This is a genomic window from Leuconostoc citreum (genome assembly GCF_007954785.1).
GTDB lineage: Bacteria > Bacillota > Bacilli > Lactobacillales > Lactobacillaceae > Leuconostoc > Leuconostoc citreum.
The window spans coordinates 247,134-267,986 of record NZ_CP042410.1; the positions used below are offsets into that span (position 1 = coordinate 247,134).

Below are 20,853 nucleotides of genomic sequence, written 5' to 3' on the forward strand. Positions count from 1 at the left end.
TTTTTTTATGTTGTTAACGCTCAAAATATCGTGTGTTTTGTGGCGTTCGACTATTTTGGTGTAAATAAGGTATAATAGTTAAGTGTTGTGACTTTTTCACACATGTACATTTAGTCGGAGGAAGGACATGACTGAAGATATTAAAAAAGCGGTTTATGAACCCAATGATCCACGTGGGTTAGATGAACCCTTCTTACCGGTGTCTGTGGCTAAACAGCTTGATTTACCCGGAAACCATAATAATTCAGAAGCACCACTGAAAGTAAGTGGCCGTTATATTACAAAAGAATACGATATGGGTACGTCCCGCAATGAAAAGATTCAAGCAATATTAAATCCTTTGAAATCAGATAAGGAAAAGTTTTGGGGCTTGAAGGGCATCTCTTTTGATGTCTTTGAAGGTGATGTTGTCGGCGTGATAGGCGTCAACGGCTCAGGAAAATCAACATTACTTAATATATTGAGTGGCGCCTTGGCTGAAACTTCTGGTCGTTTGAAAATTAAGGGGCAAACATCATTGCTATCGGTTTGGGATGGCTTACGCGATAATTTGACCGGATTAGAAAATATCCGATTGAAGTCACTCATGATGGGGTTATCAAATAAAGAAATTGATGACCAAATTGACGACATATCCGATTTTTCTGAACTTGGTAAGTTTATTAAACAACCAGTTAAAAACTATTCATCGGGGATGCGTTCAAAACTCGGATTTTCAATAGCAGTGCATCAAGATCCTGATATTATGATTATCGATGAAGCGTTATCTGTTGGGGACCAAACCTTTACACGTAAAGCTTTGAACAAAATGAAGGAATTTAAAGCTGCAGGTAAAACAATTTTCTTCGTGTCACATGCCCTAGGCCAAATTGAAGAATTCACAGACAAAACAATGTGGATTCAATATGGTGAGTTAAGAGCCTATGGTGATACGGAAACGATTCTGCAAGAATATAAAGATTGGACTAAATGGTACAATCAGCTCGATGATGATGTTAAAAAGTCGTATGTTGCAGCACGTAAACAAGCACAAAACGACTTCAATCGTCAACAGTTAACAGAACGTATAGCATTAGATCAGCATTTGACGAATACAGAAAAGAAAAAAATTGTCAGAGACAATGCTGTTGGTGGCCGCCTAAGTTGGTGGAACTGGCTACTTGCTTTTGCTGGTACGGGTATTCTGATTTATGCTGTGTACGCTTATATGTATTTTGGACGGTAAGTAAAACATGAAAGAAATATGGCTTGTGCTACGGGAGCAAATAAAATACTTTCCCGTTATTTTACGTTTAGCGCGCTATGAAACTCGCGCGAAATACATGGACCATTCTTTGGGTGTGCTGTGGGATATTATCAACCCTGTTATGCAGATTGCAACGTATTGGTTAGTCTTTGGTGTCGGTTTGCGGCAAGGCGGTGAAACTGATGGTGTGCCATATATTGGTTGGTTAGTAATAGGTCAGGCAGTATGGTTGTTTTTGAATACATCATTTATGGATGCTACTTGGAGTATTCGTAACAATGTACGACAAGTTTCTAAAATGAATTTTCCAATCAGCATTATGCCAAGTGTGAGAACTTGGATTAACGTCATCCCATTTTTTATTACATTAGCCGTGGGTGTTGTCATTGCTGTTTTGTCAGGTGTTCATCTAACGCCACATGCATTCCAATTTATTTATTATTTCTTTGCGATGCTCGTCTTTTTGCACGCTTTAGGCATATTTAATGCGACTATTACAGTACTTTTCCCTGATTATCAACAATTGATACAAACAATTATGCGATTCGTATTTTGGTTTTCTGGTGCAGTTATCGATATTGCACAAAAATTGGGCCCAACACACGCACGCATTGGTCGTTTAATAGAAATGAACCCGTTTTATTATTTAATTGCTGGTGTTCGTGATTCATTCTTGAGTACCGGCTGGGTATGGGATCATCCATCACAAAATATAGCCTTCTGGTCATTTGTGCTGGTTGTATTACTGTTAGGATCACATTTGCATTTGAAATTCCGTGCTTATTTTGCGGACCTTGTTTAATACTTAAGCGAAAAGAGGGTGCGGCCAAGTGGTTCGTACCCCCTCTTTGCATACATAATTACAATAGGAGTTAATCCATGACTGAACCAATTATTCATATCCCTAAAAATCATGACAAGCCTGTCACCATTGTTAAAAAAAGTCGTCGGGCAACAACAAAGCTAAGCGTTGTTGTGCCAATGTATAATGTGTCACTTTTTCTAAGAGAGGCGTTAGATTCTCTACTTAGGCAAGGTGTTGATGGGGGCTATCAAATTATTTTAATTGATGATGGTTCAAAAGACGCAACCCCTGAAATTGCGCGTGAGTACGTTGATAACTATCCAGAAATATTTGAATTATACCTGTTTGAGAACGGCGGACTGGGTTCAGCAAGAAATCGTGGGACTAATTTAGCCGAAGGTGAATTTATTACCTATGTTGACCCAGATGACATTGTCATCGATTTTTCGTATCGCAAAATGTTAAATATGATTATGCGTACGGGATCTGATTTGATTGGCGGAGCGGTTAGAAGGTTTAATAGTACAGGCGAATCGTGGACGTCTTATGTTCATCATAGAGCTTATCATGATACGTATGAAGCCACAACATTGGCAGAACATCCCGAAATGGTCTGGGATTCGACTGCATGGAATAAAATATATCGTCTCGATTTTATTTTAAAATATAGTCTTTATTTCCCAGAAAAAGTATTGTACGAAGATATGCCAACTGTTGTACCAATGTATAGCTTAGCGCAAAAAATTGATATTTTTGATGAGATTGTTTATTTATGGCGATTCCGTGATATTGGGGCACCTTCAATCACACAGGCAACAGGTCAAATTAAAAGTTTTACTGACCGCGTTAAAGGCATGAAGTTCATTCTCGAAAGCCTAAAAAAGTATGACGCTCCAAGAGGTGCACAAGATGAACAGCTACACAAAATGCTTGATTTTGATTTAACTATTCCTTTTACTTACGATAACTATTTAGTGCTAGATCAAGATTATAAAGATGTAATCTATCGTGAAGTGAAATCCTTTTTGGAAATGCTAACCCCACAACAATTTAATCAAGCACGTTTTTGGTATCGTGCACTATATACTATCTGGCTAAATGAGCCGTATAATCTTGTACAACAAGCAATTTTAACTTATGCCAAAAAAGAATTTCATATTAGCTTTAATCCAAAAACAAAGCAGTTGCATAGTAGCTACCAAGATGATTTTGATTTTGAACTACCAACATTCAAGCATGATTTTGAAAGTCGCACACGTTTATATGAAGTAAAGCAAGAAGATAATGTTGTCACCCTTGATGGCCATCTATATTATCAGTATTTGGATGTCAATAATTTAGATGATATTGGCGATGCTGAGGTAACATTCGTTAATAAGTATGGTGAGACAGTTGCGCCGTTTACAGGCAGCATCGTCTTCTCCGAAGATCCTAATATAACAGCGTACAGTGGCTTTGATAACACACAAACAAAAGTCGAAGTACCGGCACACCACTATCAATACAATCACTATCATATTGAAATACCATTAACAGACTTAACGGCGCTTACCGAACCAGCTTACATTAAAATTAGCCAAGTAGTACATGGTATGTCATTGCAGGCTATTGTGACGGAACCATTACCCGGTGATGATCCAAGACCTGAAGGATTTATGGTTGGTGATGACTTCATTGTGCCCGGTTATTCATCGGACTGGCGACTAAAATTTACTAGGTATCCCAAAGCACCCGTAGTTGTTTCTAGCCGGTATTATAATAATAATTACATATGGCAACTTACTCATACTAAGGCCCATGTCGCATTATGGGATGACGCTAATCAACGTTACTTACCATTAGGGCGTCAAGGACAAAACTATACAATTTCAGAAGCAGACCAGTCATTCTTAGGTGAGGCGGATCCTAATGCTAAACGGTGGTGGCAATTAATTACCACAGATGATTTATCTGATGTGACGAGTTACGAGAAAATCCGCATGTCACAACAACAGATTGCAGCACCGCAAAGTATTGGTGCAAATATGAGTATTTTTCATGTTTCTAATCATGTCGCCACTTTAGCTATCTCATGGGAATACCCAATTGTGAAGTCTTTTAGTGTGGATGATAACACAGCTAAAATAAAATTTTGGCTCGGAGGCTGGACAAAGACAGCATTGTCGGCCAAACTAACCTTTGCTGCAGATGGGTTATCAAATAGTTATCGTGCCAAAAAATTGACGCATGGTTTTGGCAAGCGCCAATTGTGGGAAGTATCGATGCCATTGTCATTTGGTCAATATCGTGATGTTGCATTACTGCATCCTGAAATTTCTATACATTTCTTGCGTCGTGATGATTTCACGATGCCTTTGCGATGGGGTAAGTCAGTTCATGAGTTACTGAATAAAACCATACCAATGGGGCAGTTAGAGTGGTTAATTAGTACAGACGATAAAGAGGAACATCGTCAAGTTGTATTAAGACAAAACACGAACCGTGAAGGCTTTAGAGATATGGCCGATAAAGTGGCCTTCTGGCAAACTGACTATCTAGAATACTTAAAGCAGCCATTATTGAATAATACAGTTGTTTATTCATCCCTTTGGGGAGACAAGTTTGGCGATAATCCAAAAGCTATTTATGATTACCTACAGGCACATACTCAAAAGTTTAACCATGTTGTCGTATTAAAAAATATAGTCGAAGAGGTCGACCTACCAAATACTAAATTTATTTCATTTGGCACAAAAGAATATTGGTATTATTTAGCTCGAGCAAAGTATTTTGTTAATAATGTTAATTTTGAACAAGATGAACGCATTAAACGGTCATCACAAGTTGAAATACAGACAATGCACGGGACACCATTAAAAAATATGGGATTTAATGTACTAAATGAATGGAATCCTGCTAACTACGAGCGTTATTTACGTAAAAATTTGAATTGGGACTATCTTACAGTCCCAAGTGATTATGTAGCGGAGGTAGCACAAGACGCATATCGCCACCAAGCTAAGGTCTTACCGACAGGCTATCCAAGAAATGATGCTTTATTTAGTAGGGCCAATTCTGAAAACACACAACAGATGAAGCAGAAGATGGGGATACCCACAAATAAAAAAATTGTTTTATATGCTCCGACATGGCGAGTTCGTGGCGAAATCGAATTGCCAATTGATTTTGTGCAATTAGAAAAAACTTTAGATAAAGAGCTTTACATGATTATTCACCCGCACTATTGGAATAATGTCAGTAATGTTCCAAAAGCTAAGAATATATCATTAGCTAATCAAGATTTTTCAATTGAAGACTATTACTTAGTTTCTGATGTGATGATTACTGATTACTCATCTACGATGTTTGACTATGCGTTGCTTGATAAACCAATGATTTTTTATACTTACGATTATGAAGAGTATGTGTCGTCACGTGGGCTGAATTTTGATTTTGAGCATGATGCGCCCGGACCACTAGTCTACAATCAAAACGAATTATTAGCAGCAATTAATAATTTTGAGGCTATTGAACATCAATATCGTGAAAAAATTGCAAACTTTAAGCATAAGTTTATACAATATGATGATGGTCATGCTAGCCAAAAACTTGTTGAAACGGTCTTTAAGGATGATATGGCATGAAACAAGCGATGAAGAAAATACAATGGTATCAGGCATACCCATATTTGATTATATTAGTCATTGCTTTGATTTTTGCCCTACCACAACTTCATAGCAGAGGCATCTATTTAGGGGCAGATACAGCATTTCATTTTAATCGTGCTTTTGAAGCTATGCAACGGCTCAAACACTTAAACTTTCATAATATGACGATGTCACTTTATGGTTTCGGTGCAACTGGGCGTATAGTCAATGCTTTTTACGGACCCGGATTAGGCTATTGTTTCGGTCTTATCTTGTTGGTGACACAGGCATGGCTGAAATTTCAATTAATCACTAACTTTGTTCTAACGTTTGGGACAATAGCTTTGAGCTATTGGTTGTTCAATAAGTATTCTAGACAGCCATTTTTCAGTTTGACTGTGGCTACGCTATTATCACTGACAAGTTATTGGGCATTAACTTATTGGTACCATAGTTCGGGGGGGATGCCGTGGGGCATGATGTTCCTGCCATTAGTAATTGATGCCGGTATGCAGATGACTAGTGGGCAAAAGCAGCTGGTGAAGCCCATAAAGCTTGGAATAACCATGGCCATTATTTTGGAATGTCACATGCTATCGTTTGTTTTTAGTGTCTTCATAATAGCTGCCTTCTTTATAGTTGCGTTAGTGACTACCAATCAAAAACTTATGCTTGTTAAGCAAATTGCTTTGGCGGGCTTAATCAGTGTTGGTTTAACGCTGGGATATTGGATTGACTACTTGACAATCATAAAAACACAGCCAATTTTGTCTCCATTTATTTTCACCTCACCTAAAGCATTATCAACGAATCCTTATCAAGGGCTGGCTTTTTGGTTAATTGTGTTGTCAATAACTTTGCTAGTTGCTTGTTTTAAACAAGTATCAAGGCAACAGTGGTTATTATTAATTTTTGGATTATTATTTCTATTCATTGCCTCGGCACCAGCGATTGTAACAAATCATTGGAATGATATTGCTTTATTTAAAATTGTGCAGTTCCCAATGCGGTTTACGCTACCTGGTTTATATTTACTTAGTTTTTTTGTTATTTTATCGTTGACGCAACTGATCAATACACTAAATTTAAAGAAACAATATATTTTAGCGATAAGCATTGGGCTGTTACTCATCGGCGGTATGACAATTAAAAATACTTATATTAGTAACGAAAACGCCAACCAAAATTTTTGGCGCCAGGATAATACGTTAGCATCAAAGTTGGTTATTCCAAATGATGAATCCAAAGAAGCTAGCCAAATACAGGACTTGTTACAAAAAAGGCAACAACAGTTTGACAAGAGTATGCATGTTGTTAATTTTAGAGCGCCGGATTACTTGCCCGGCAAAGATGAGGTTTTCTCAAATGATAAACATTATCAAGCTGTTGTCAATAATCTGATTTTACCGAGCCAGTTTAAAAAACGCATAAATAATGCTGGGAATCTGGAAATTACTTGGTATCAAGCACATCCGGCTAAGATACAAGTGCCAGCCGTAGCTTACCGACAAACAGTAGCTACCCTGAATGGCAAACAAATAATGCCTAAGACCGGGCTGGTGGGCGTGATTGATGTGGTTGGTCGTGAAGGAGAGAATCAACTGATATTGGGCATCAAAACATCTTTGCTACAAACAGTAGCGTATGTGAGTCCAATCATTGTAATCGTGATTCTTTTGAGCTATCGAGTTATAAGCATAAGGAAACGTCACAATGAATAATAGATACGATGTATTAGACATCTTTAAACTAATTGCGGCCATTTTTGTAGTAGGTATTCACATTGGGCCTTTGCCTAACTCAGAGAGTAATGTTGTTCTTTTCTTAGGCATCGGTCGCTTTGCCGTACCATTTTTTCTACTGACATCTGGTTTTTTGGTGCATAAAAAGTTAATGACTTTGCCATCGTTAGCTGAGCGAAAACAGTATACATGGCACTACCTTAAACGTCTATTTAAGTTTTATCTGGCTTGGTGGCTACTATATCTTTGGCTAATACCATTAGATTGGAGTGGTCATTTTCGTTTCAAAGGTGAGCATGGATTACGATTGGTATGGTCGTTGTTTAAGAAATATATTCTTAATTTTTTCACAGGTAGCACCTTTCAAGGCTCTTGGTATATTTCAGCAACTATCTTGGGCGGAATTATCGTCTTTGTATTACTTAATCGTTTAAATGTGTTAACACAGACTGCGATTGGGACTATTTGGTTGGCAATTTTACTTATTGTCCTGCTTAAGGGCAAGAATATACCAATGGTTATGACCACGCTTAAGCATATCCCAAATTTTTTGCCAGCTGAGTCTTTCCTAGTGGCTGTACCATTTTTGATTTTTGGCCGCTTTATTGCTGAATATGAGGGCTTTTTCCGAAGAATACCTATCTTGCTGTTGACTGTGTCAATCATGTTGATTCAACTATTAACTGTTAAAGAAGTATTTCATTGGCGTGCAGCAGGGACAACATTATCGACTGAGCAATTTATCTTTGTTGATTTATTGGCGGTAAGCGTTTTGTTATTGGCAATCAATGTCGCTGTCAGACAAATTACTATACCTTGTTCGAACGATATACGTCGTCTCTCTAGCTTTGTTTACATGGGACAATTTGGTTTAATCGTGTTAACAGCAATTTTACATAATCGCTTCGCTATTAACATGAGTGGTTGGACAAAATTTAGTTTGGTATTAACTGCCTTGATGTTACTGTTTAGTTTGTCTTATGCTTTACAAAAGAATACTAGACTTAAGTTGATTAGATATTTATGGTAAGCTGTGAGTTAGTGATGTGACACAAGATGAATTTGTAAAACACTGCTATTTTACGTATAATTGAACTACTGAACTTATGAAGGAAATAATCAGATGACTGACAAAACTGTCGCTGCTGCTATTGTGACATACAATCGCTTGCCATTATTGAAAGAATCACTCGCTGCGGTTTTAGCGCAAACAAATTATTTATCACATGTTATTGTAGTTGATAATTTATCAACTGATGGTACAAAAGAGTATCTGGATAGTTTGCATGATAGTCGCGTGGTTGTTTATCACGCTGACAAAAATTTAGGTGGTGCTGGGGGCTTTAATCAAGCTGTCCGCTTATTTGGTGAAACTTTAGAAGATGATTATGTCTGGTTAATGGATGATGATACGATTCCAGAGCCAGATGCTTTAAAACATCTTGTCGAATTTTCAGAATCGCATCCAGAAGCCGGTTTTGTTAACTCACAGGTGCGTTGGGGTAGTGTGACGGGTAATCCTTCTTGGATGAATGTCACGGCGCCACGTGCTTTTACTTGGCAAAGATACCTCACTGATAAGAACCAACCAGCAATTGAAGTTGTTAATTCAACTTTTGTGTCAGTTATGTTTTCACGTGAGATGGTAGCAATGGTAGGCTTGCCTCAAAAAGAGTACTTTATTTGGGGTGATGACATGGAATACACAAATCGTATTGCTGACATCAAACGAGGCTATATGGTTATTAATTCTATTGCTGTGCATAAATCAAAAGAAAACACTAAACCTGGTGATATAATTGCGGAAAAAGATGCTAGTCGTCTATGGCGTTATGATTATGAGTACCGCAATCGTGTCTTAACGGCACGTCGCATTTCTACCAAAGATATGATCAAAACGATTATCGGGGCAGTCATTTATGATTGGCGTCGGACTTTATTAAAGCGAGGCGTTCCTTTCCGAGCTAAGAAACTTGGTATGATTATCCGTGGTTTATGGCGTGGTTTGTTTTTTAAGCCAACAATTGAGTATGCAGCTGGATTACACCAAACAAAGACCATTAGTTTAAGAGAATTGGATTTAGAAGAATTACTTAACTAAAAAAGTTGTCACTTTCAAAGTGACAACTTTTTTAATTTGCAATAAATTCATGGGCTAAAATACCCATCATCATACTATCGTGATACTTACCTTCAGCGAAAAAATGACCCCGTAAGACACCTTCTTGAGTGAAACCAACTTTTTTATAAATATGAATAGCAGCAGCGTTGTCAACGTCAACATACAGGTAAACTTTGTGCATGTTCAAAACTTTAAAGGCATATTCAATGCCCGATTTGATAGCTGATTGAGCGTAACCATGTCCCTGGTGGTCTGGATGGATGATAACTTGTATTTCAGTATGGCGATGTAATCCATCAATATACATTAATTCAACCACACCAATAAATTGGTCCTTATCTTCAACGACAAAACGTCGTTCTGTCTGATCTAATACATGTCGTTCGTACAACAACTGTAACTCATCAAACGACGTGTATGCTTCCTGAAACCAAAGTGCCATCACTTTACGGGAATTTTCTTGTTGATAAATATAAGGTAAATCTCTTTTTTCTAGTGGCCTAATTTTCATCGCTAATCCTTTCGACAACATGATCTATTAAGATTATTATACCGCAACAGGCGCTTTAATCGCAGGCTCACTTTCATAATCGAGCACCTTGATGTCATCCATTGTATAGTCAAATAGTGACTTAACTTCAGGATTCAGCCATAGCTTTGGCAAATGGTGCATTGGACGAGAGAGTTGTTCGGTGATTTGTTCAATATGGTTATTATAAATGTGCGTGTCACCAATCGTATGGATAAAATCACCAACTTCATAGCCAGTCTGCGCGGCAACCATATGTAGCAGAAGAGAATATGATGCTATGTTGAATGGCACACCCAAGAAGAAGTCACCAGAGCGTTGGTATAATTGCAGGCTAAGCTTGCCATCAGCAACATAAAATTGACTGAGCACATGGCATGACGGTAATGGCGCTTGTGGTGTTGTTTCGGCATTCCAGGCAGTTAATATAAGGCGACGTGAATCAGGTGTTGCCTTAATTTGATTCACTAGGCGATTAACTTGATCAATGGCGTTTTCACCAGATATTGTTTCCCAGCCGCGCCAAAGCTTACCGTAGACATCGCCGATATAACCAAACTTCTCCATAAAATCATCATCATTGAGAATATTGTCCACGAAAATAGCTTTTTGTGCTTGATAAGCTGCAGCAAAATCAGCATCTTCTTGTGCACGATGGCTGAAGTTCGTCATATCAGGACCAGAATATTCTTCTGAAGATACCCAATTTTTAAAAGCCCATTCATCCCAAATGTGATTGTTGTGTTGGAGTAAAAATCGAATATTATTATCACCCCTTAAAAACCAAAGCAATTCTGACTTTATCAGTCCAAAAAAAACTTTTTTTGTGGTGAGTAGGGGAAAACCCTCTTGCAGATTGAAACGCATTTGTGATCCGAATAAAGAATGCGTGCCAGTACCAGTGCGGTCGCCCTTGAGGTGACCTTCATCTAGTATTTTTTGTGCTAAGTCGAGGTATTGTTGTTCGTTTTTTGACATGATTATATTATGTCGTGTTCATAGAACACGGTTATCCTTTCGCGTGTGGTAATGATTAAAATCTTAACAAATATACGATAAAATATTAATTTTGTCCGTGTTTTGTTTTTGCGATGATATCGCCAAATAACGGCTAATACGATTGTAGCATGTTTAAAAGCATTGGTAAAACAATGCTAAAATACGGTTAATGTATCATGATTAGATATTCGTTTTCTAAAACAAAAAACTGTGATAGAATAATAATAGTTCGTTATTAACAAATAATTCATTTTTTTTGGAGAGTATCATTCATGTGTGATGAATTGTTGCCAATTAATTTGTTGTGCTGTTTGTGGTAAAAAAGGGACTTGTTTGACGGTGACATGTTTTTGAGCCAGCAATTTTTCTGCAAAAGCGTTATTGTGATAATCGCGCATGAAGTTGATTTTTTTGATACCAGCTTGCAACAATAATTTGGTGCATTGAATACAAGGCACATCAGTCACATAAAATTCTGCTCCTGAGACGCTGATGCCCATTTGAGCGGCTTGCATTAAAGCGTTTTGTTCAGCATGTACTGCACGAACGCAGTGGCCATCAACCATTAAATCACCGACCTCGGTACAATGTGGCGTCCCTGAAACTGAACCGTTATAGCCGCTGGCAATAATGCGATTATTCTGGACAATTATCGCACCAACATGTAGCCTGGTGCACGTAGAACGAGTGGATAAAATAGCTGCCTGTGCAATAAAATATTGATCCCAGCTAATACGATTATTCTTCGACATATTGAATGACTCCCATGATCTTTTTGTTAAGAAAAATATAACATAAATCGCGAACAAACGAAGGAGCTTTTTGATGACTGAAATACTTGACGGTGCAGCAGTAGCAAAGTTAACTAACGAGAAAACTGCTAATCGTGTGGCAAAACTAGGGAAGCCAGTAACATTAGCTGTTATATATGATCCTCAAAATGACGGTAGTCGATTATATGTCGGCATGAAATCCAAAAAAGCCGCTGCTTTAGGTATTCAGACCAAAGATATTCCGACAGCAGCTGATGCAACGACAGAAAGTGTGTTGGCATTAGTCGCGTCACTGAATGCTGACCCTTCAATTACAGGAATTCTAGTACAAAGTCCGTTAGCAAAAGGCGTCAAAGAACGTGAAATTTTTTCAGCAGTGGCACCACATAAAGATGCTGATGGCTTAGGCGCAACGGTACAAGGGATGTTGTTTGGTGACGCATTAGATGATTACACTGTTGCAGCGACACCGCAGGGTGTGATGACACTATTAAAGCACTACAACATCGATATTTTTGGCAAACAAGCGCTTGTTATCGGTCGTTCTCAATTATTCGGCCGTCCAATGTTTGCTTTATTGACTAATGCTGACGCAACTGTAACGTTAGCACACCGCTACACACCAGAAAATGTCCTGAAAGATTATTTGAAGCGCGCAGATATTGTAGTTGTTGGTGTGGGCAAGCCAGACTTTATTCAAGGTTCAGACTTGAAACCGGGGGCTGTGGTTATTGATGTTGGCATGAATTTTGTTAACGGTAAAGCTGTTGGAGATGTCAATTTTGATTCTGTCCAAAGTATTGCCAGCTACATCACGCCAGTGCCTGGCGGTGTTGGACCAATGACTATTGCGACACTATTAGAAAACACAATTACCTTAGCAGAAAATTACCAAGCATAAAAAAGCAATGATCTTTCTATCAAATAGACGGATCATTGCTTTTTTATTGAAAATAAATCGCTTGGTGAAGGTGACATTTAGGATTAAATGCGTGCTGACATTGTGGACAGTTAGCTGATTTAAGATATATTGTGCCAGTCATTTCACAACCACAGTTACCACATCGCACACTTTTTGCTGTCAATGGTGCCGGTTGAAACGCATGACGACGTAATGAATCATGACACAGGTAGCAAGCAAAGTATTCCTGACATAGCTCGCATTGATTGGCAATGATATCAAAATCTTGGTGCCAATGTTGACATCGCCCTGACGCATCAACAGCAATCCCTAAAATCTTAGTCATGCTCTAATACACTAAAACGACGGCGCAGTGTGAGTGCAATTGTTGTGGCAAGTGCAGCTTTAATCAAATCGCCAGGAATAAAAGTAAGTTGCATCAGCAAGGCCTTAGAAAATGACATGTGTGTGATAAGAGTCAAACCAACAGCACCACTGACATCAATAAAGATAACTCCAAAAATAATAATTGCGATAAAAAGTGTTACAAAGTTGAACTTATTGAAATACTTTAAGTACTTAACAGATAATCCAATCAATAGTGCTGCAAACGGATAGGCCCAAATATAGCCAGCAGTGGGGGCGATGAAATGAACAAAGCCACCACTACCACCGACCAAGACAGGTAAGCCAATGGCAGCCATAATTAACCAAACGATAACAGCGATAAAGCCGCTGCGCCAGCCTAAAATGGCCCCTGCCAGCATAATGCCCATATTCTGCACTACAATTGGGACAATCCCGATTGGAATGGCCGGAATATAAGCCATGATAATCAATATGGCGATAATCGCAACGGTGAAGGTGAGTCTTTGTGTCTTCATAATTTCCTCTTGTTAACTTATTTTTCTATATAAGTTTACAGCTAGGCGGTGCAGTTGTCAAGAAAATAAAAAAAGCTATTTTAATAGCTTTTTAAGGTGTATCGTAGAAGAAATTTTTGACATGGTTGATAGCTACTTCATTAACAACAAAGTATAATGTATCGCCACGCTCAATCACAGCATAGGGACCAGGTGAAATCACTAATTCATCATTATGCATGAGGGCAACAATTGTTGCGCCAGTACTCTGCCAAAAATTCAAACTAGCAATTGACTGTCCAAATTTTGAACTATCTGAGGTGAGTTCAAGTTCAAAAGGATTGAGGGGATTGTGATACTGCACACGCTGAGTTTGATCGAATAAACGCGACATTGACTCTTCTAAAGTTTTAATTTCTCTTTTCTGTTGTGAAATTGTTTCTTTAATTTGGCTATGAATTGTTTGTATATCAGATGTTTCTTGTGCTTGGTTTAAAAAGATTTTAGCTTTTTCCCGTGACAAGACTTCAATACCACTGCCATGGACTGGTTTGACAATTTCCAAATCAGCTAATACGCTTATGGCTTTACGGGCTGTCTCAGATGACACGCCAAAAGCAGCTGAAAGAGTAGAACGTGCGTGTAGTTTACTACCCACTGGATAATTATTGTCAGCTATTTTCTGCGCAATTTGATAAGCTATTTTACGATAACGAGGTTCTCTAATTGTTGGCATCATGTCCTCCAAACGATAGGATAATTTGACAAAAGTGACAACTTATGACAAAATAGAAGACATCACTTAGTGGCAATCTATTATTTATAACAAGTTGTCACTTTGAAGTATAAGTTAAATCATAAACAGAGTCAATGAAAAAATAGCATTGTCATCATGCTATTTGAACAAAGTGGAGGATTTCATGGCGAAAGTAGAGATTAAGCATCTCACAAAAATTTTTGGGAAGCGTCCAAAAGCGGCGCTGAAAATGGTAAAACAGAACAAAAGTAAGAACGAAATTGTCGAAAAAACAGGGAGTACAGTTGGTGTCTATGATATCAACATGAGTATTGAAGAAGGCGAAATATTCGTCATTATGGGGCTGTCAGGATCGGGAAAATCAACGTTGATTCGCTTACTGAATCGCTTGATTGAGCCAACTGATGGTCAATTATTTATTGATGGGCAAGAAATCACTAAGTTTAATAAGAAACAAATGCTTGATATTCGTCGTAAAAAGATGAGCATGGTCTTCCAGAACTTTGGACTGTTCCCACATCGTACGCTTCTAGAAAATACTGAATATGGCCTAGAAGTACAAGGTGTTGATAAAGCAGAACGTCGCAAAAGAGCGGAAAAAGCATTGGATAATGCTAAGCTATTAAGCTTTAAAGACCAATACCCAAGTCAGTTATCAGGTGGTATGCAACAACGTGTAGGTTTGGCACGCGCACTGACAAATGACCCGGATATACTCTTGATGGATGAAGCGTTTTCTGCTTTGGACCCCCTTGTTCGAGGTGAAATGCAAGAAGAACTCTTGGATTTGCAAGCTAATGTCCGCAAGACAATTATCTTCATTACACATGATTTGAATGAAGCCTTACACATTGGTGATCATATTGCCATTATGAAAGACGGGCAATTACAACAAGTTGGTACCGGTGAAGAAATTTTGACGAATCCTGCTAATGAATATGTTGAAACGTTTATTGGCGGTGTTGATCGTACCAAAGTGTTGACAGCTGAAAGTATTATGATTCCAGCACTCACGACAAATATTGCGGTTGATGGGCCAACGGTTGCCTTACGTAAAATGTCTGATGAAGAAGTGTCTGGTTTGGTTGCAGTTGACCGTAACCGTAAGTTATTGGGTTATTTGTCTTCCGATTCTGCCGTTTCTGCACGTCGCGAACGTAAATCACTGACAGAAGTAATTGCAGAAATGCCGACTGTATCATTAGATACGTTAATTGCTGATATTATGCCGATTATTTATGATTCGCAGACACCGGTAGCTGTTATTGACAGTAATAATCGCGTGAAAGGTGTCATTATTCGCGGTGCGGTCATAGAAGCACTTGCTGACACAGAAGGAGATGATGAGAATGCTTAATATACCTCAACTACCCCTTGAAGACATTGTAACCAAGGGCGTCAATTGGCTAACAAATCACTTATCTGGACTGTTTAACTTAATGCAACATGTTGGACAAACAGTCATGGATGGGATGACCAACGCTTTAGTTGCTGTGCCAATGCCGTTAATGATTGCCGGCATTACGTTAATCGCTATCTTAACCACACCTAAAAAATATGGTTTTCCGTTATTCACATTTGTTGGGTTAGCCATTATTGCTAACCAGAATTTGTGGGATGACTTGATGAGTACCTTAACATTAGTTATCATGGCTTCTGTTATTTCCCTAGTCATAGGGATACCACTTGGTATTATAACGGCTAAATCACCAAAAACAGCCGCTGTTGTGAAGCCAATTCTTGATTTCATGCAGACAATGCCCGGTTTCGTCTACTTAATTCCTGCCGTTGCTTTCTTTGGTATCGGTGTGGTGCCTGGTGTGTTCGCATCGATAATATTTGCTTTGCCACCAATGGTTCGTATGACAGACCTTGGTATTCGTCAAGTACCTGTTTCATTGGTTGAAGCAGCAGATTCATTTGGGTCAACGACTTGGCAGAAATTAATTAAGCTCGAACTACCAAGTGCTAGAAATACTATCTTAGCTGGTGCCAATCAAACAATTATGTTGGCCTTATCGATGGTTGTTACTGCTTCTATGATCGGTGCGCCTGGACTGGGTCGTGGCGTCTTATCTGCCGTACAACATGCTAATATTGGTTCTGGATTTGTGAATGGTTTGGGTCTGGTGATTTTAGCGATTATTATTGATCGCTTCACACAAAAACTGAACTCTAAGCCTGGCGAAAAAGCAGAAACAAAGCCTTGGAAACGTTGGACTATCTTAGCAACACTAGTTATTATGATTGGTGGTGGGGTTGTCAATGCTGTCACCACTAAAAAAGAAACAGGGCAACGCGTTAATCTTGGTTATGTTGAATGGGATTCAGAAGTTGCTTCCACGAATGTCTTAGCCGAATCTTTAAAACAACATGGTTATAATGTGACGATGACCCCGTTAGATAATGCAGTGTTATGGCAGTCTGTTGCTAATGGGCAAGTTGATGCTTCACTAAGTGCATGGCTACCTATAACTCATAAGACTTTATATGACAAATTTAAGAATGATGTGAATGTATTAGGTTCAAATTTAAAAGGTGCTAAAACCGGTTTAGTTGTACCTGATTATATGAATGTTAACTCTATTGAAGATTTAACAAATCAAGCTGACAAAACAATTACCGGTATCGAACCTGGTGCTGGTGAAATGGTCTCAGCGAAAAAAACGCTGTCTAGCTACGCCAACTTGAATGGTTGGCAACTCCAAGGTTCATCATCAGGGGCTATGGCAATTGCTTTAGATAAAGCTTATAAAGCTAAAAAAGACATTGTGGTAACAGGTTGGTCACCACATTGGATGTTTAGTAAATACAACTTAAAATATTTAGCAGACCCTAAAGGCACGATGGGTAAAGGCGAAAGTATTAATACCTTTACAAGAAAGGGATTAAAGAAAGAGAATCCTAAGCTTGAAAAAGTACTTGATAAGTTCCATTGGTCAAAAGACGATATGGAAAGCGTCATGTTAGCTATACAAAATGGTAAATCACCAAAAGAAGCAGCAAATAACTGGTTAAAATCACACCAAAAATTAGCTGATAGTTGGTATCAATAATAAAAAAGCAATGCTGTTTAATTACAGCATTGCTTTTTTATTATTGATTCAATTGTTGGTCTTGCTGAATAATCCAATGATTCAAATTTTCATCAACCACACTTTGCGGGTGTTGCTTCAAAAATTGGCGATATAATGTGGCAATGCGCTTTCTAAATATGAGCGTATTAGGCGCTGAAAGTGAATCATCAAGTAACTGATAAGAGCGAATAGCCGCACTGATGAAACGTAGTTCAGCTTTGATGGCATCAGAAGATAACCCGTGTTCTTCTGATAAATAATGTTTTTTGGCTGCAAATCCAAGTGCTTGCTGGAAACGATTGAGATGTTCAGGATCAATCGTCGTTTCTTGACTAAGCTGTAGCATTGTTTCTTTGAAACTGGCAATTGCTTCAGGGCTTGCTTGATTAGTCAATTCGAATCTTTGAAAAGGAAGCCCATTGGCGGTGAGACGCTCTTCGTAAGTATACCACTTGGGATTTATTAGGAAATAAGGTTTATCATTCAACATTGTCTATTAATAGCCTCTAATCATGACGGGTTATATTTTTAATCAACTGTGACATGATTTTATCATCACTATATGATAAGACATTTTTTGCATAGATTTTTTTGCCAAACCAAGCTAACAAAATCAGTGATACGAATGCAATGATAAGTGAGATAATGCCACCAGGCCAAGTTTCTACTTTGGTTACTAATCTAACTGGCATCATACTTTGTGAAACAAAAGGAACATAGCTAAGGATTTTAATTGCAAAGTTATTTGGCATATTAGTCATAATGAAACTAAAAATATACCCAATCATTGCTAAGAAAGTGATTGGTTGTATTGCTTGTTGGACTTGAGAATTATCATTGATTAGCGAAGCTATCAAAGCTGTTAAGACAAGATATAAAGCAATAGCAACTAAAATGAACAGGATAGCGTATATAGAGAAGCCTAAGGTCATGCTAGAAAAAGTCTGAGAAAAGCTCTTAACTATGGCGTTATCCTTAAAGCTAAAGTATCCAATCGTCCCGGCTACCACATAAATTAGCATATGCGTAACAGCAAGGGCAAAAATACCAATCATTTTGCCGAAGTATTGAATATTTGAGGAAGTGGCTGCTAGTAAGGTTTCCATGATTCGCGATGACTTTTCATTAGCAATCTCGGTCGCAATCATTGATGTGTACCACATAACAACGACCCAAGTGATGATACCAATGGCCACGGCAATACCATAGTTGGCTGTAGTTGAATTATCGCCATTGGTTGACTTATTATTGGCCTGCTTAACCACTGATTTAAGGTTAAAAGGTTGACTGAGCGCTTGTGTCTGTTCCGCTGTTAAGCCAAAACTTGACGCCTTTTGTGTCCGTGATAGGTTGCCTAGGATACTGGCAATCGCTTCTTTGTTAATGTGGTTACTCTTTGGTTGAGTTGTTAAAGTTGCATTATCATTAGATGTGATAGTCACAACACCATCAAGTGACTGTTTATCAAGTGCAGTGTTTGCTTGTTTTGCATCAGTGATAGATGAAATTTTCATATCCAGTGTTTTATCGCTCTTCACAAAAATTTGTCGCACATTTTGATTGCCGATAATGGCCACTGTTGGGGTGGTGTTTCCTTGCATCTTAGTAACACCAAAAACAATACCACCAATGATAGCTGTAAAGATGATTGGTGAAAGCACGAGTAACCAGTATCCTCGTGATTTAAAGTGGTTACGATATGTTTGTTTGATAACGACGTTAAGTCCATTAAGCATTGTGTGCTACCTCCTGTCGGAAAATATCATCAAGTGTCGGTGGTTGTTGAGAGAAGGCTGGTATATAACCATTTTTGGTCACATAAGTAAAAATATCATGGCCGACATTGTCTTCTGTAATGGTGAGATCAAATCCAGCACCTTGTGGTATGACATTGATAACACCTGGCAAATGAGCTAATTCTTCTCGTGAGAAAGGCCCTTCAATGTACACTTTTGTGCGACCAAATTGTTCCCTGATTTCTTGGACGCCACCTTGTAAAATACTTTTTCCTTGCTTAAGCATTGTCAGATTATCAGAAATTTTAGTCACATTATTCATGTCATGACTAGAAAAGATAATCATTGCGCCTTGGTCACGCATACGCATGATTTCAGACATCATAATACTTGTATTGACTGGATCAAGGCCAGAAAAAGGTTCATCTAAAATAATAAATTCTGGTTTAAAAATTAATGATGCAATCATTTGAACCTTTTGTGCATTACCCTTGGAAAGAGATTGTACTTTATCTGATGCTTTACCAACAACATCTAAGCGCTTTAGCCAATGTGTTAATTCAGATTTGGCGTCGGCACGTGACATACCATGCAATTCTGCAAAGTATAAAATTTGTTCTTCAATCGTTAGTTTTTGATACAAACCGCGTTCTTCTGGTAAAAAGCCAATTTTTTGCTTATCTTTTTGTGTAATAGGGCGGTTGTCCCATGTAATTGTGCCAGATGTTGGCACGATAAAATTCAGAATCATGCGAAATGTCGTGGTCTTACCGGCACCATTTTGGCCAATTAATCCCATAACTTTTCCTGGCTCTAAAATCATATTAAGATCATTGACAGCAATTTTGTCTCCAAACTGTTTGCTGAGATGTGTGAGTTGAATCATAGTGTGCTCCTTATAGTAACTTATTGAGTAGCCAGCGTAAGCTTGCTCTTAGTGCAAGTAGTAGAATAAGCGGTATGATGAGAAAAAACCAACCTTGGTCGCTATTACTATAGCCGTATAGAGCCGCAGTAATTGCGAGTAGAAGTAAAAAATTGAGACTCAAGGCATCAGCACGTTGCCGTATGAATTGTGTTCGTTCATCTGATTCCATCACCTTGTGCTTATGTAGACGTTCAGGATGTGACAAGTCATATAAGATACTCAATTTAAAACCTAACGCGATAGCAAAAAAAAGTTAGACAAAGTAGCCAGGAAGGTTAGGTCAATACCAATGAAGTAATGTTTAACCAGACTGTTAATAATAATCGTCAAAATACCTAAGACAACAAATAATACTGTAAAGGCGTTTCTTCGATAGGTTGTTACTTTTTCATAGGTCTGATCAGACATACCAGGGTTAACTTTGATGAGTATTTTTTTTATCATCAGCTTCTCCGTTCTCAAAAATAAACACTTCTTCAATAGATAAATCAAAAAAATGCGCAATGTCATAAGCTAAAAATAATGAGGCATTATATTTTCCCTTTTCCAAAGAGATAATCGTTTGTCTAGTGACTGCTAATGCTTCAGCTAAATCAGCCTGTGTCATTTGACGCGCTTTTCGGAGTTCTTGAATTCGCGTTTTCATAGATATACCTCGATTTTAACATCATAAAGTATAGTTCGCTTTACAAAATGTAGTATAGCAAGCTTGACAATAAAAGTAAAGTAATAATTTTATATTTGTTGAC

General features: G+C 38.2%; 20 protein-coding genes. 9 read left to right on the forward strand and 11 right to left on the reverse strand.

Annotated elements, in window-relative coordinates:
- Positions 1 to 127: 127 nt before the first annotated feature.
- The 6 genes from FGL72_RS01240 (at position 128) to FGL72_RS01265 (ending at position 9,520) form a co-directional block, all read left to right on the forward strand.
- Positions 128 to 1,225: an ABC transporter ATP-binding protein gene (locus FGL72_RS01240; RefSeq protein WP_004902522.1), complete on the forward strand. Its 1,098-nt coding sequence runs from the start codon at positions 128 to 130 to the stop codon at positions 1,223 to 1,225.
- A gap of 7 nt (positions 1,226 to 1,232) precedes the next feature.
- Complete coding sequence (locus tag FGL72_RS01245) at positions 1,233 to 2,048, forward strand: ABC transporter permease (RefSeq protein ID WP_004902519.1); 816 nt, start codon at positions 1,233 to 1,235, stop codon at positions 2,046 to 2,048.
- A 77-nt stretch (positions 2,049 to 2,125) separates the two neighbouring features.
- Positions 2,126 to 5,674 carry a bifunctional glycosyltransferase/CDP-glycerol:glycerophosphate glycerophosphotransferase gene (locus FGL72_RS01250; protein WP_146992322.1) on the forward strand — a complete coding sequence of 1,183 codons (3,549 nt, stop codon included), beginning with the start codon at positions 2,126 to 2,128 and terminating at the stop codon, positions 5,672 to 5,674.
- Entirely contained in the window at positions 5,671 to 7,398 is a 1,728-nt protein-coding gene (locus FGL72_RS01255) for a cytochrome B (protein ID WP_146992324.1), read from the forward strand. Before FGL72_RS01250 ends, FGL72_RS01255 begins: the two co-directional genes overlap by 4 nt.
- Entirely contained in the window at positions 7,391 to 8,449 is a 1,059-nt protein-coding gene (locus tag FGL72_RS01260; RefSeq protein WP_004902514.1) for an acyltransferase family protein, read from the forward strand. The genes FGL72_RS01255 and FGL72_RS01260 overlap by 8 nt, the downstream gene beginning before the upstream one ends.
- A gap of 93 nt (positions 8,450 to 8,542) precedes the next feature.
- The gene (locus FGL72_RS01265; RefSeq protein WP_004902513.1) at positions 8,543 to 9,520 is read left to right on the forward strand and encodes a glycosyltransferase family 2 protein; all 978 of its coding nucleotides are present in this window, start codon (positions 8,543 to 8,545) and stop codon (positions 9,518 to 9,520) included.
- Between the two features lie 31 nt (positions 9,521 to 9,551).
- Here FGL72_RS01265 and FGL72_RS01270 read toward each other — a convergent pair whose 3' ends face one another.
- The 3 genes from FGL72_RS01270 to FGL72_RS01280 form a co-directional block, all read right to left on the reverse strand.
- The gene (locus FGL72_RS01270; RefSeq protein WP_146992326.1) at positions 9,552 to 10,052 is read right to left on the reverse strand and encodes a GNAT family N-acetyltransferase; all 501 of its coding nucleotides are present in this window, start codon (positions 10,050 to 10,052) and stop codon (positions 9,552 to 9,554) included.
- Between the two features lie 36 nt (positions 10,053 to 10,088).
- Positions 10,089 to 11,048, reverse strand: coding sequence for a thymidylate synthase (locus tag FGL72_RS01275; RefSeq protein ID WP_004904767.1), 960 nt, complete (start codon positions 11,046 to 11,048; stop codon positions 10,089 to 10,091).
- A 287-nt stretch (positions 11,049 to 11,335) separates the two neighbouring features.
- Positions 11,336 to 11,821: a deaminase gene (locus FGL72_RS01280; RefSeq protein ID WP_146992328.1), complete on the reverse strand. Its 486-nt coding sequence runs from the start codon at positions 11,819 to 11,821 to the stop codon at positions 11,336 to 11,338.
- Positions 11,822 to 11,894: 73 nt separating this feature from the next.
- Here FGL72_RS01280 and FGL72_RS01285 point away from each other — a divergent pair, with 73 nt between their 5' ends.
- On the forward strand, positions 11,895 to 12,743 hold the full coding sequence (locus FGL72_RS01285) for a bifunctional 5,10-methylenetetrahydrofolate dehydrogenase/5,10-methenyltetrahydrofolate cyclohydrolase (protein WP_004904765.1): 849 nt from the start codon (positions 11,895 to 11,897) through the stop codon (positions 12,741 to 12,743).
- Between the two features lie 338 nt (positions 12,744 to 13,081).
- Here FGL72_RS01285 and FGL72_RS01295 read toward each other — a convergent pair whose 3' ends face one another.
- Both FGL72_RS01295 and FGL72_RS01300 read right to left on the reverse strand, forming a co-directional pair.
- Positions 13,082 to 13,627 (reverse strand): biotin transporter BioY, encoded by a 546-nt coding sequence (locus tag FGL72_RS01295; RefSeq protein ID WP_146992332.1) that lies wholly within the window; start codon positions 13,625 to 13,627, stop codon positions 13,082 to 13,084.
- Between the two features lie 91 nt (positions 13,628 to 13,718).
- Positions 13,719 to 14,342, reverse strand: a complete 624-nt coding sequence (locus FGL72_RS01300; RefSeq protein WP_146992951.1) for a GntR family transcriptional regulator — start codon at positions 14,340 to 14,342, stop codon at positions 13,719 to 13,721.
- A 184-nt stretch (positions 14,343 to 14,526) separates the two neighbouring features.
- Here FGL72_RS01300 and FGL72_RS01305 point away from each other — a divergent pair, with 184 nt between their 5' ends.
- Together FGL72_RS01305 and FGL72_RS01310 are read left to right on the forward strand one after the other, a co-directional pair.
- A complete protein-coding gene (locus FGL72_RS01305) occupies positions 14,527 to 15,720 on the forward strand; it encodes a quaternary amine ABC transporter ATP-binding protein (RefSeq protein WP_004904764.1) in 1,194 nt (397 codons plus the stop codon).
- The gene (locus tag FGL72_RS01310; protein WP_099044669.1) at positions 15,713 to 17,419 is read left to right on the forward strand and encodes an ABC transporter permease/substrate binding protein; all 1,707 of its coding nucleotides are present in this window, start codon (positions 15,713 to 15,715) and stop codon (positions 17,417 to 17,419) included. Before FGL72_RS01305 ends, FGL72_RS01310 begins: the two co-directional genes overlap by 8 nt.
- Before the next feature lie 40 nt (positions 17,420 to 17,459).
- On the opposite strand, the gene FGL72_RS01315 is transcribed toward FGL72_RS01310, so the two are convergent.
- Genes FGL72_RS01315 through FGL72_RS01335 form a run of 6 tightly spaced genes read right to left on the reverse strand, consistent with a single transcriptional unit; the run spans position 17,460 to position 20,750 of the window.
- Positions 17,460 to 17,930, reverse strand: a complete 471-nt coding sequence (locus FGL72_RS01315; RefSeq protein WP_004904762.1) for a hypothetical protein — start codon at positions 17,928 to 17,930, stop codon at positions 17,460 to 17,462.
- Positions 17,931 to 17,946: 16 nt separating this feature from the next.
- On the reverse strand, positions 17,947 to 19,176 hold the full coding sequence (locus FGL72_RS01320; protein ID WP_099044667.1) for an ABC transporter permease: 1,230 nt from the start codon (positions 19,174 to 19,176) through the stop codon (positions 17,947 to 17,949).
- Complete coding sequence (locus tag FGL72_RS01325) at positions 19,169 to 20,062, reverse strand: ABC transporter ATP-binding protein (protein ID WP_146992335.1); 894 nt, start codon at positions 20,060 to 20,062, stop codon at positions 19,169 to 19,171. The genes FGL72_RS01320 and FGL72_RS01325 overlap by 8 nt, the downstream gene beginning before the upstream one ends.
- Before the next feature lie 10 nt (positions 20,063 to 20,072).
- Positions 20,073 to 20,327, reverse strand: coding sequence for a hypothetical protein (locus FGL72_RS09810; RefSeq protein ID WP_243130146.1), 255 nt, complete (start codon positions 20,325 to 20,327; stop codon positions 20,073 to 20,075).
- A gap of 8 nt (positions 20,328 to 20,335) precedes the next feature.
- Positions 20,336 to 20,548, reverse strand: coding sequence for a hypothetical protein (locus FGL72_RS09815; RefSeq protein WP_243130147.1), 213 nt, complete (start codon positions 20,546 to 20,548; stop codon positions 20,336 to 20,338).
- Complete coding sequence (locus FGL72_RS01335) at positions 20,520 to 20,750, reverse strand: helix-turn-helix transcriptional regulator (protein ID WP_099044666.1); 231 nt, start codon at positions 20,748 to 20,750, stop codon at positions 20,520 to 20,522. Before FGL72_RS01335 ends, FGL72_RS09815 begins: the two co-directional genes overlap by 29 nt.
- Positions 20,751 to 20,853 lie beyond the last annotated feature (103 nt).

Coding starts and splice junctions, on each gene's coding strand:
- FGL72_RS01240 (WP_004902522.1), top strand. CDS start 128: ATGACTGAAGATATTAAAAAAGCGGTTTATGAACCCAATGATCCACGT.
- FGL72_RS01245 (WP_004902519.1), top strand. CDS start 1,233: ATGAAAGAAATATGGCTTGTGCTACGGGAGCAAATAAAATACTTTCCC.
- FGL72_RS01250 (WP_146992322.1), top strand. CDS start 2,126: ATGACTGAACCAATTATTCATATCCCTAAAAATCATGACAAGCCTGTC.
- FGL72_RS01255 (WP_146992324.1), top strand. CDS start 5,671: ATGAAACAAGCGATGAAGAAAATACAATGGTATCAGGCATACCCATAT.
- FGL72_RS01260 (WP_004902514.1), top strand. CDS start 7,391: ATGAATAATAGATACGATGTATTAGACATCTTTAAACTAATTGCGGCC.
- FGL72_RS01265 (WP_004902513.1), top strand. CDS start 8,543: ATGACTGACAAAACTGTCGCTGCTGCTATTGTGACATACAATCGCTTG.
- FGL72_RS01270 (WP_146992326.1), bottom strand. CDS start 10,052: ATGAAAATTAGGCCACTAGAAAAAAGAGATTTACCTTATATTTATCAA.
- FGL72_RS01275 (WP_004904767.1), bottom strand. CDS start 11,048: ATGTCAAAAAACGAACAACAATACCTCGACTTAGCACAAAAAATACTA.
- FGL72_RS01280 (WP_146992328.1), bottom strand. CDS start 11,821: ATGTCGAAGAATAATCGTATTAGCTGGGATCAATATTTTATTGCACAG.
- FGL72_RS01285 (WP_004904765.1), top strand. CDS start 11,895: ATGACTGAAATACTTGACGGTGCAGCAGTAGCAAAGTTAACTAACGAG.
- FGL72_RS01295 (WP_146992332.1), bottom strand. CDS start 13,627: ATGAAGACACAAAGACTCACCTTCACCGTTGCGATTATCGCCATATTG.
- FGL72_RS01300 (WP_146992951.1), bottom strand. CDS start 14,342: ATGCCAACAATTAGAGAACCTCGTTATCGTAAAATAGCTTATCAAATT.
- FGL72_RS01305 (WP_004904764.1), top strand. CDS start 14,527: ATGGCGAAAGTAGAGATTAAGCATCTCACAAAAATTTTTGGGAAGCGT.
- FGL72_RS01310 (WP_099044669.1), top strand. CDS start 15,713: ATGCTTAATATACCTCAACTACCCCTTGAAGACATTGTAACCAAGGGC.
- FGL72_RS01315 (WP_004904762.1), bottom strand. CDS start 17,930: ATGTTGAATGATAAACCTTATTTCCTAATAAATCCCAAGTGGTATACT.
- FGL72_RS01320 (WP_099044667.1), bottom strand. CDS start 19,176: ATGCTTAATGGACTTAACGTCGTTATCAAACAAACATATCGTAACCAC.
- FGL72_RS01325 (WP_146992335.1), bottom strand. CDS start 20,062: ATGATTCAACTCACACATCTCAGCAAACAGTTTGGAGACAAAATTGCT.
- FGL72_RS09815 (WP_243130147.1), bottom strand. CDS start 20,548: ATGATAAAAAAAATACTCATCAAAGTTAACCCTGGTATGTCTGATCAG.
- FGL72_RS01335 (WP_099044666.1), bottom strand. CDS start 20,750: ATGAAAACGCGAATTCAAGAACTCCGAAAAGCGCGTCAAATGACACAG.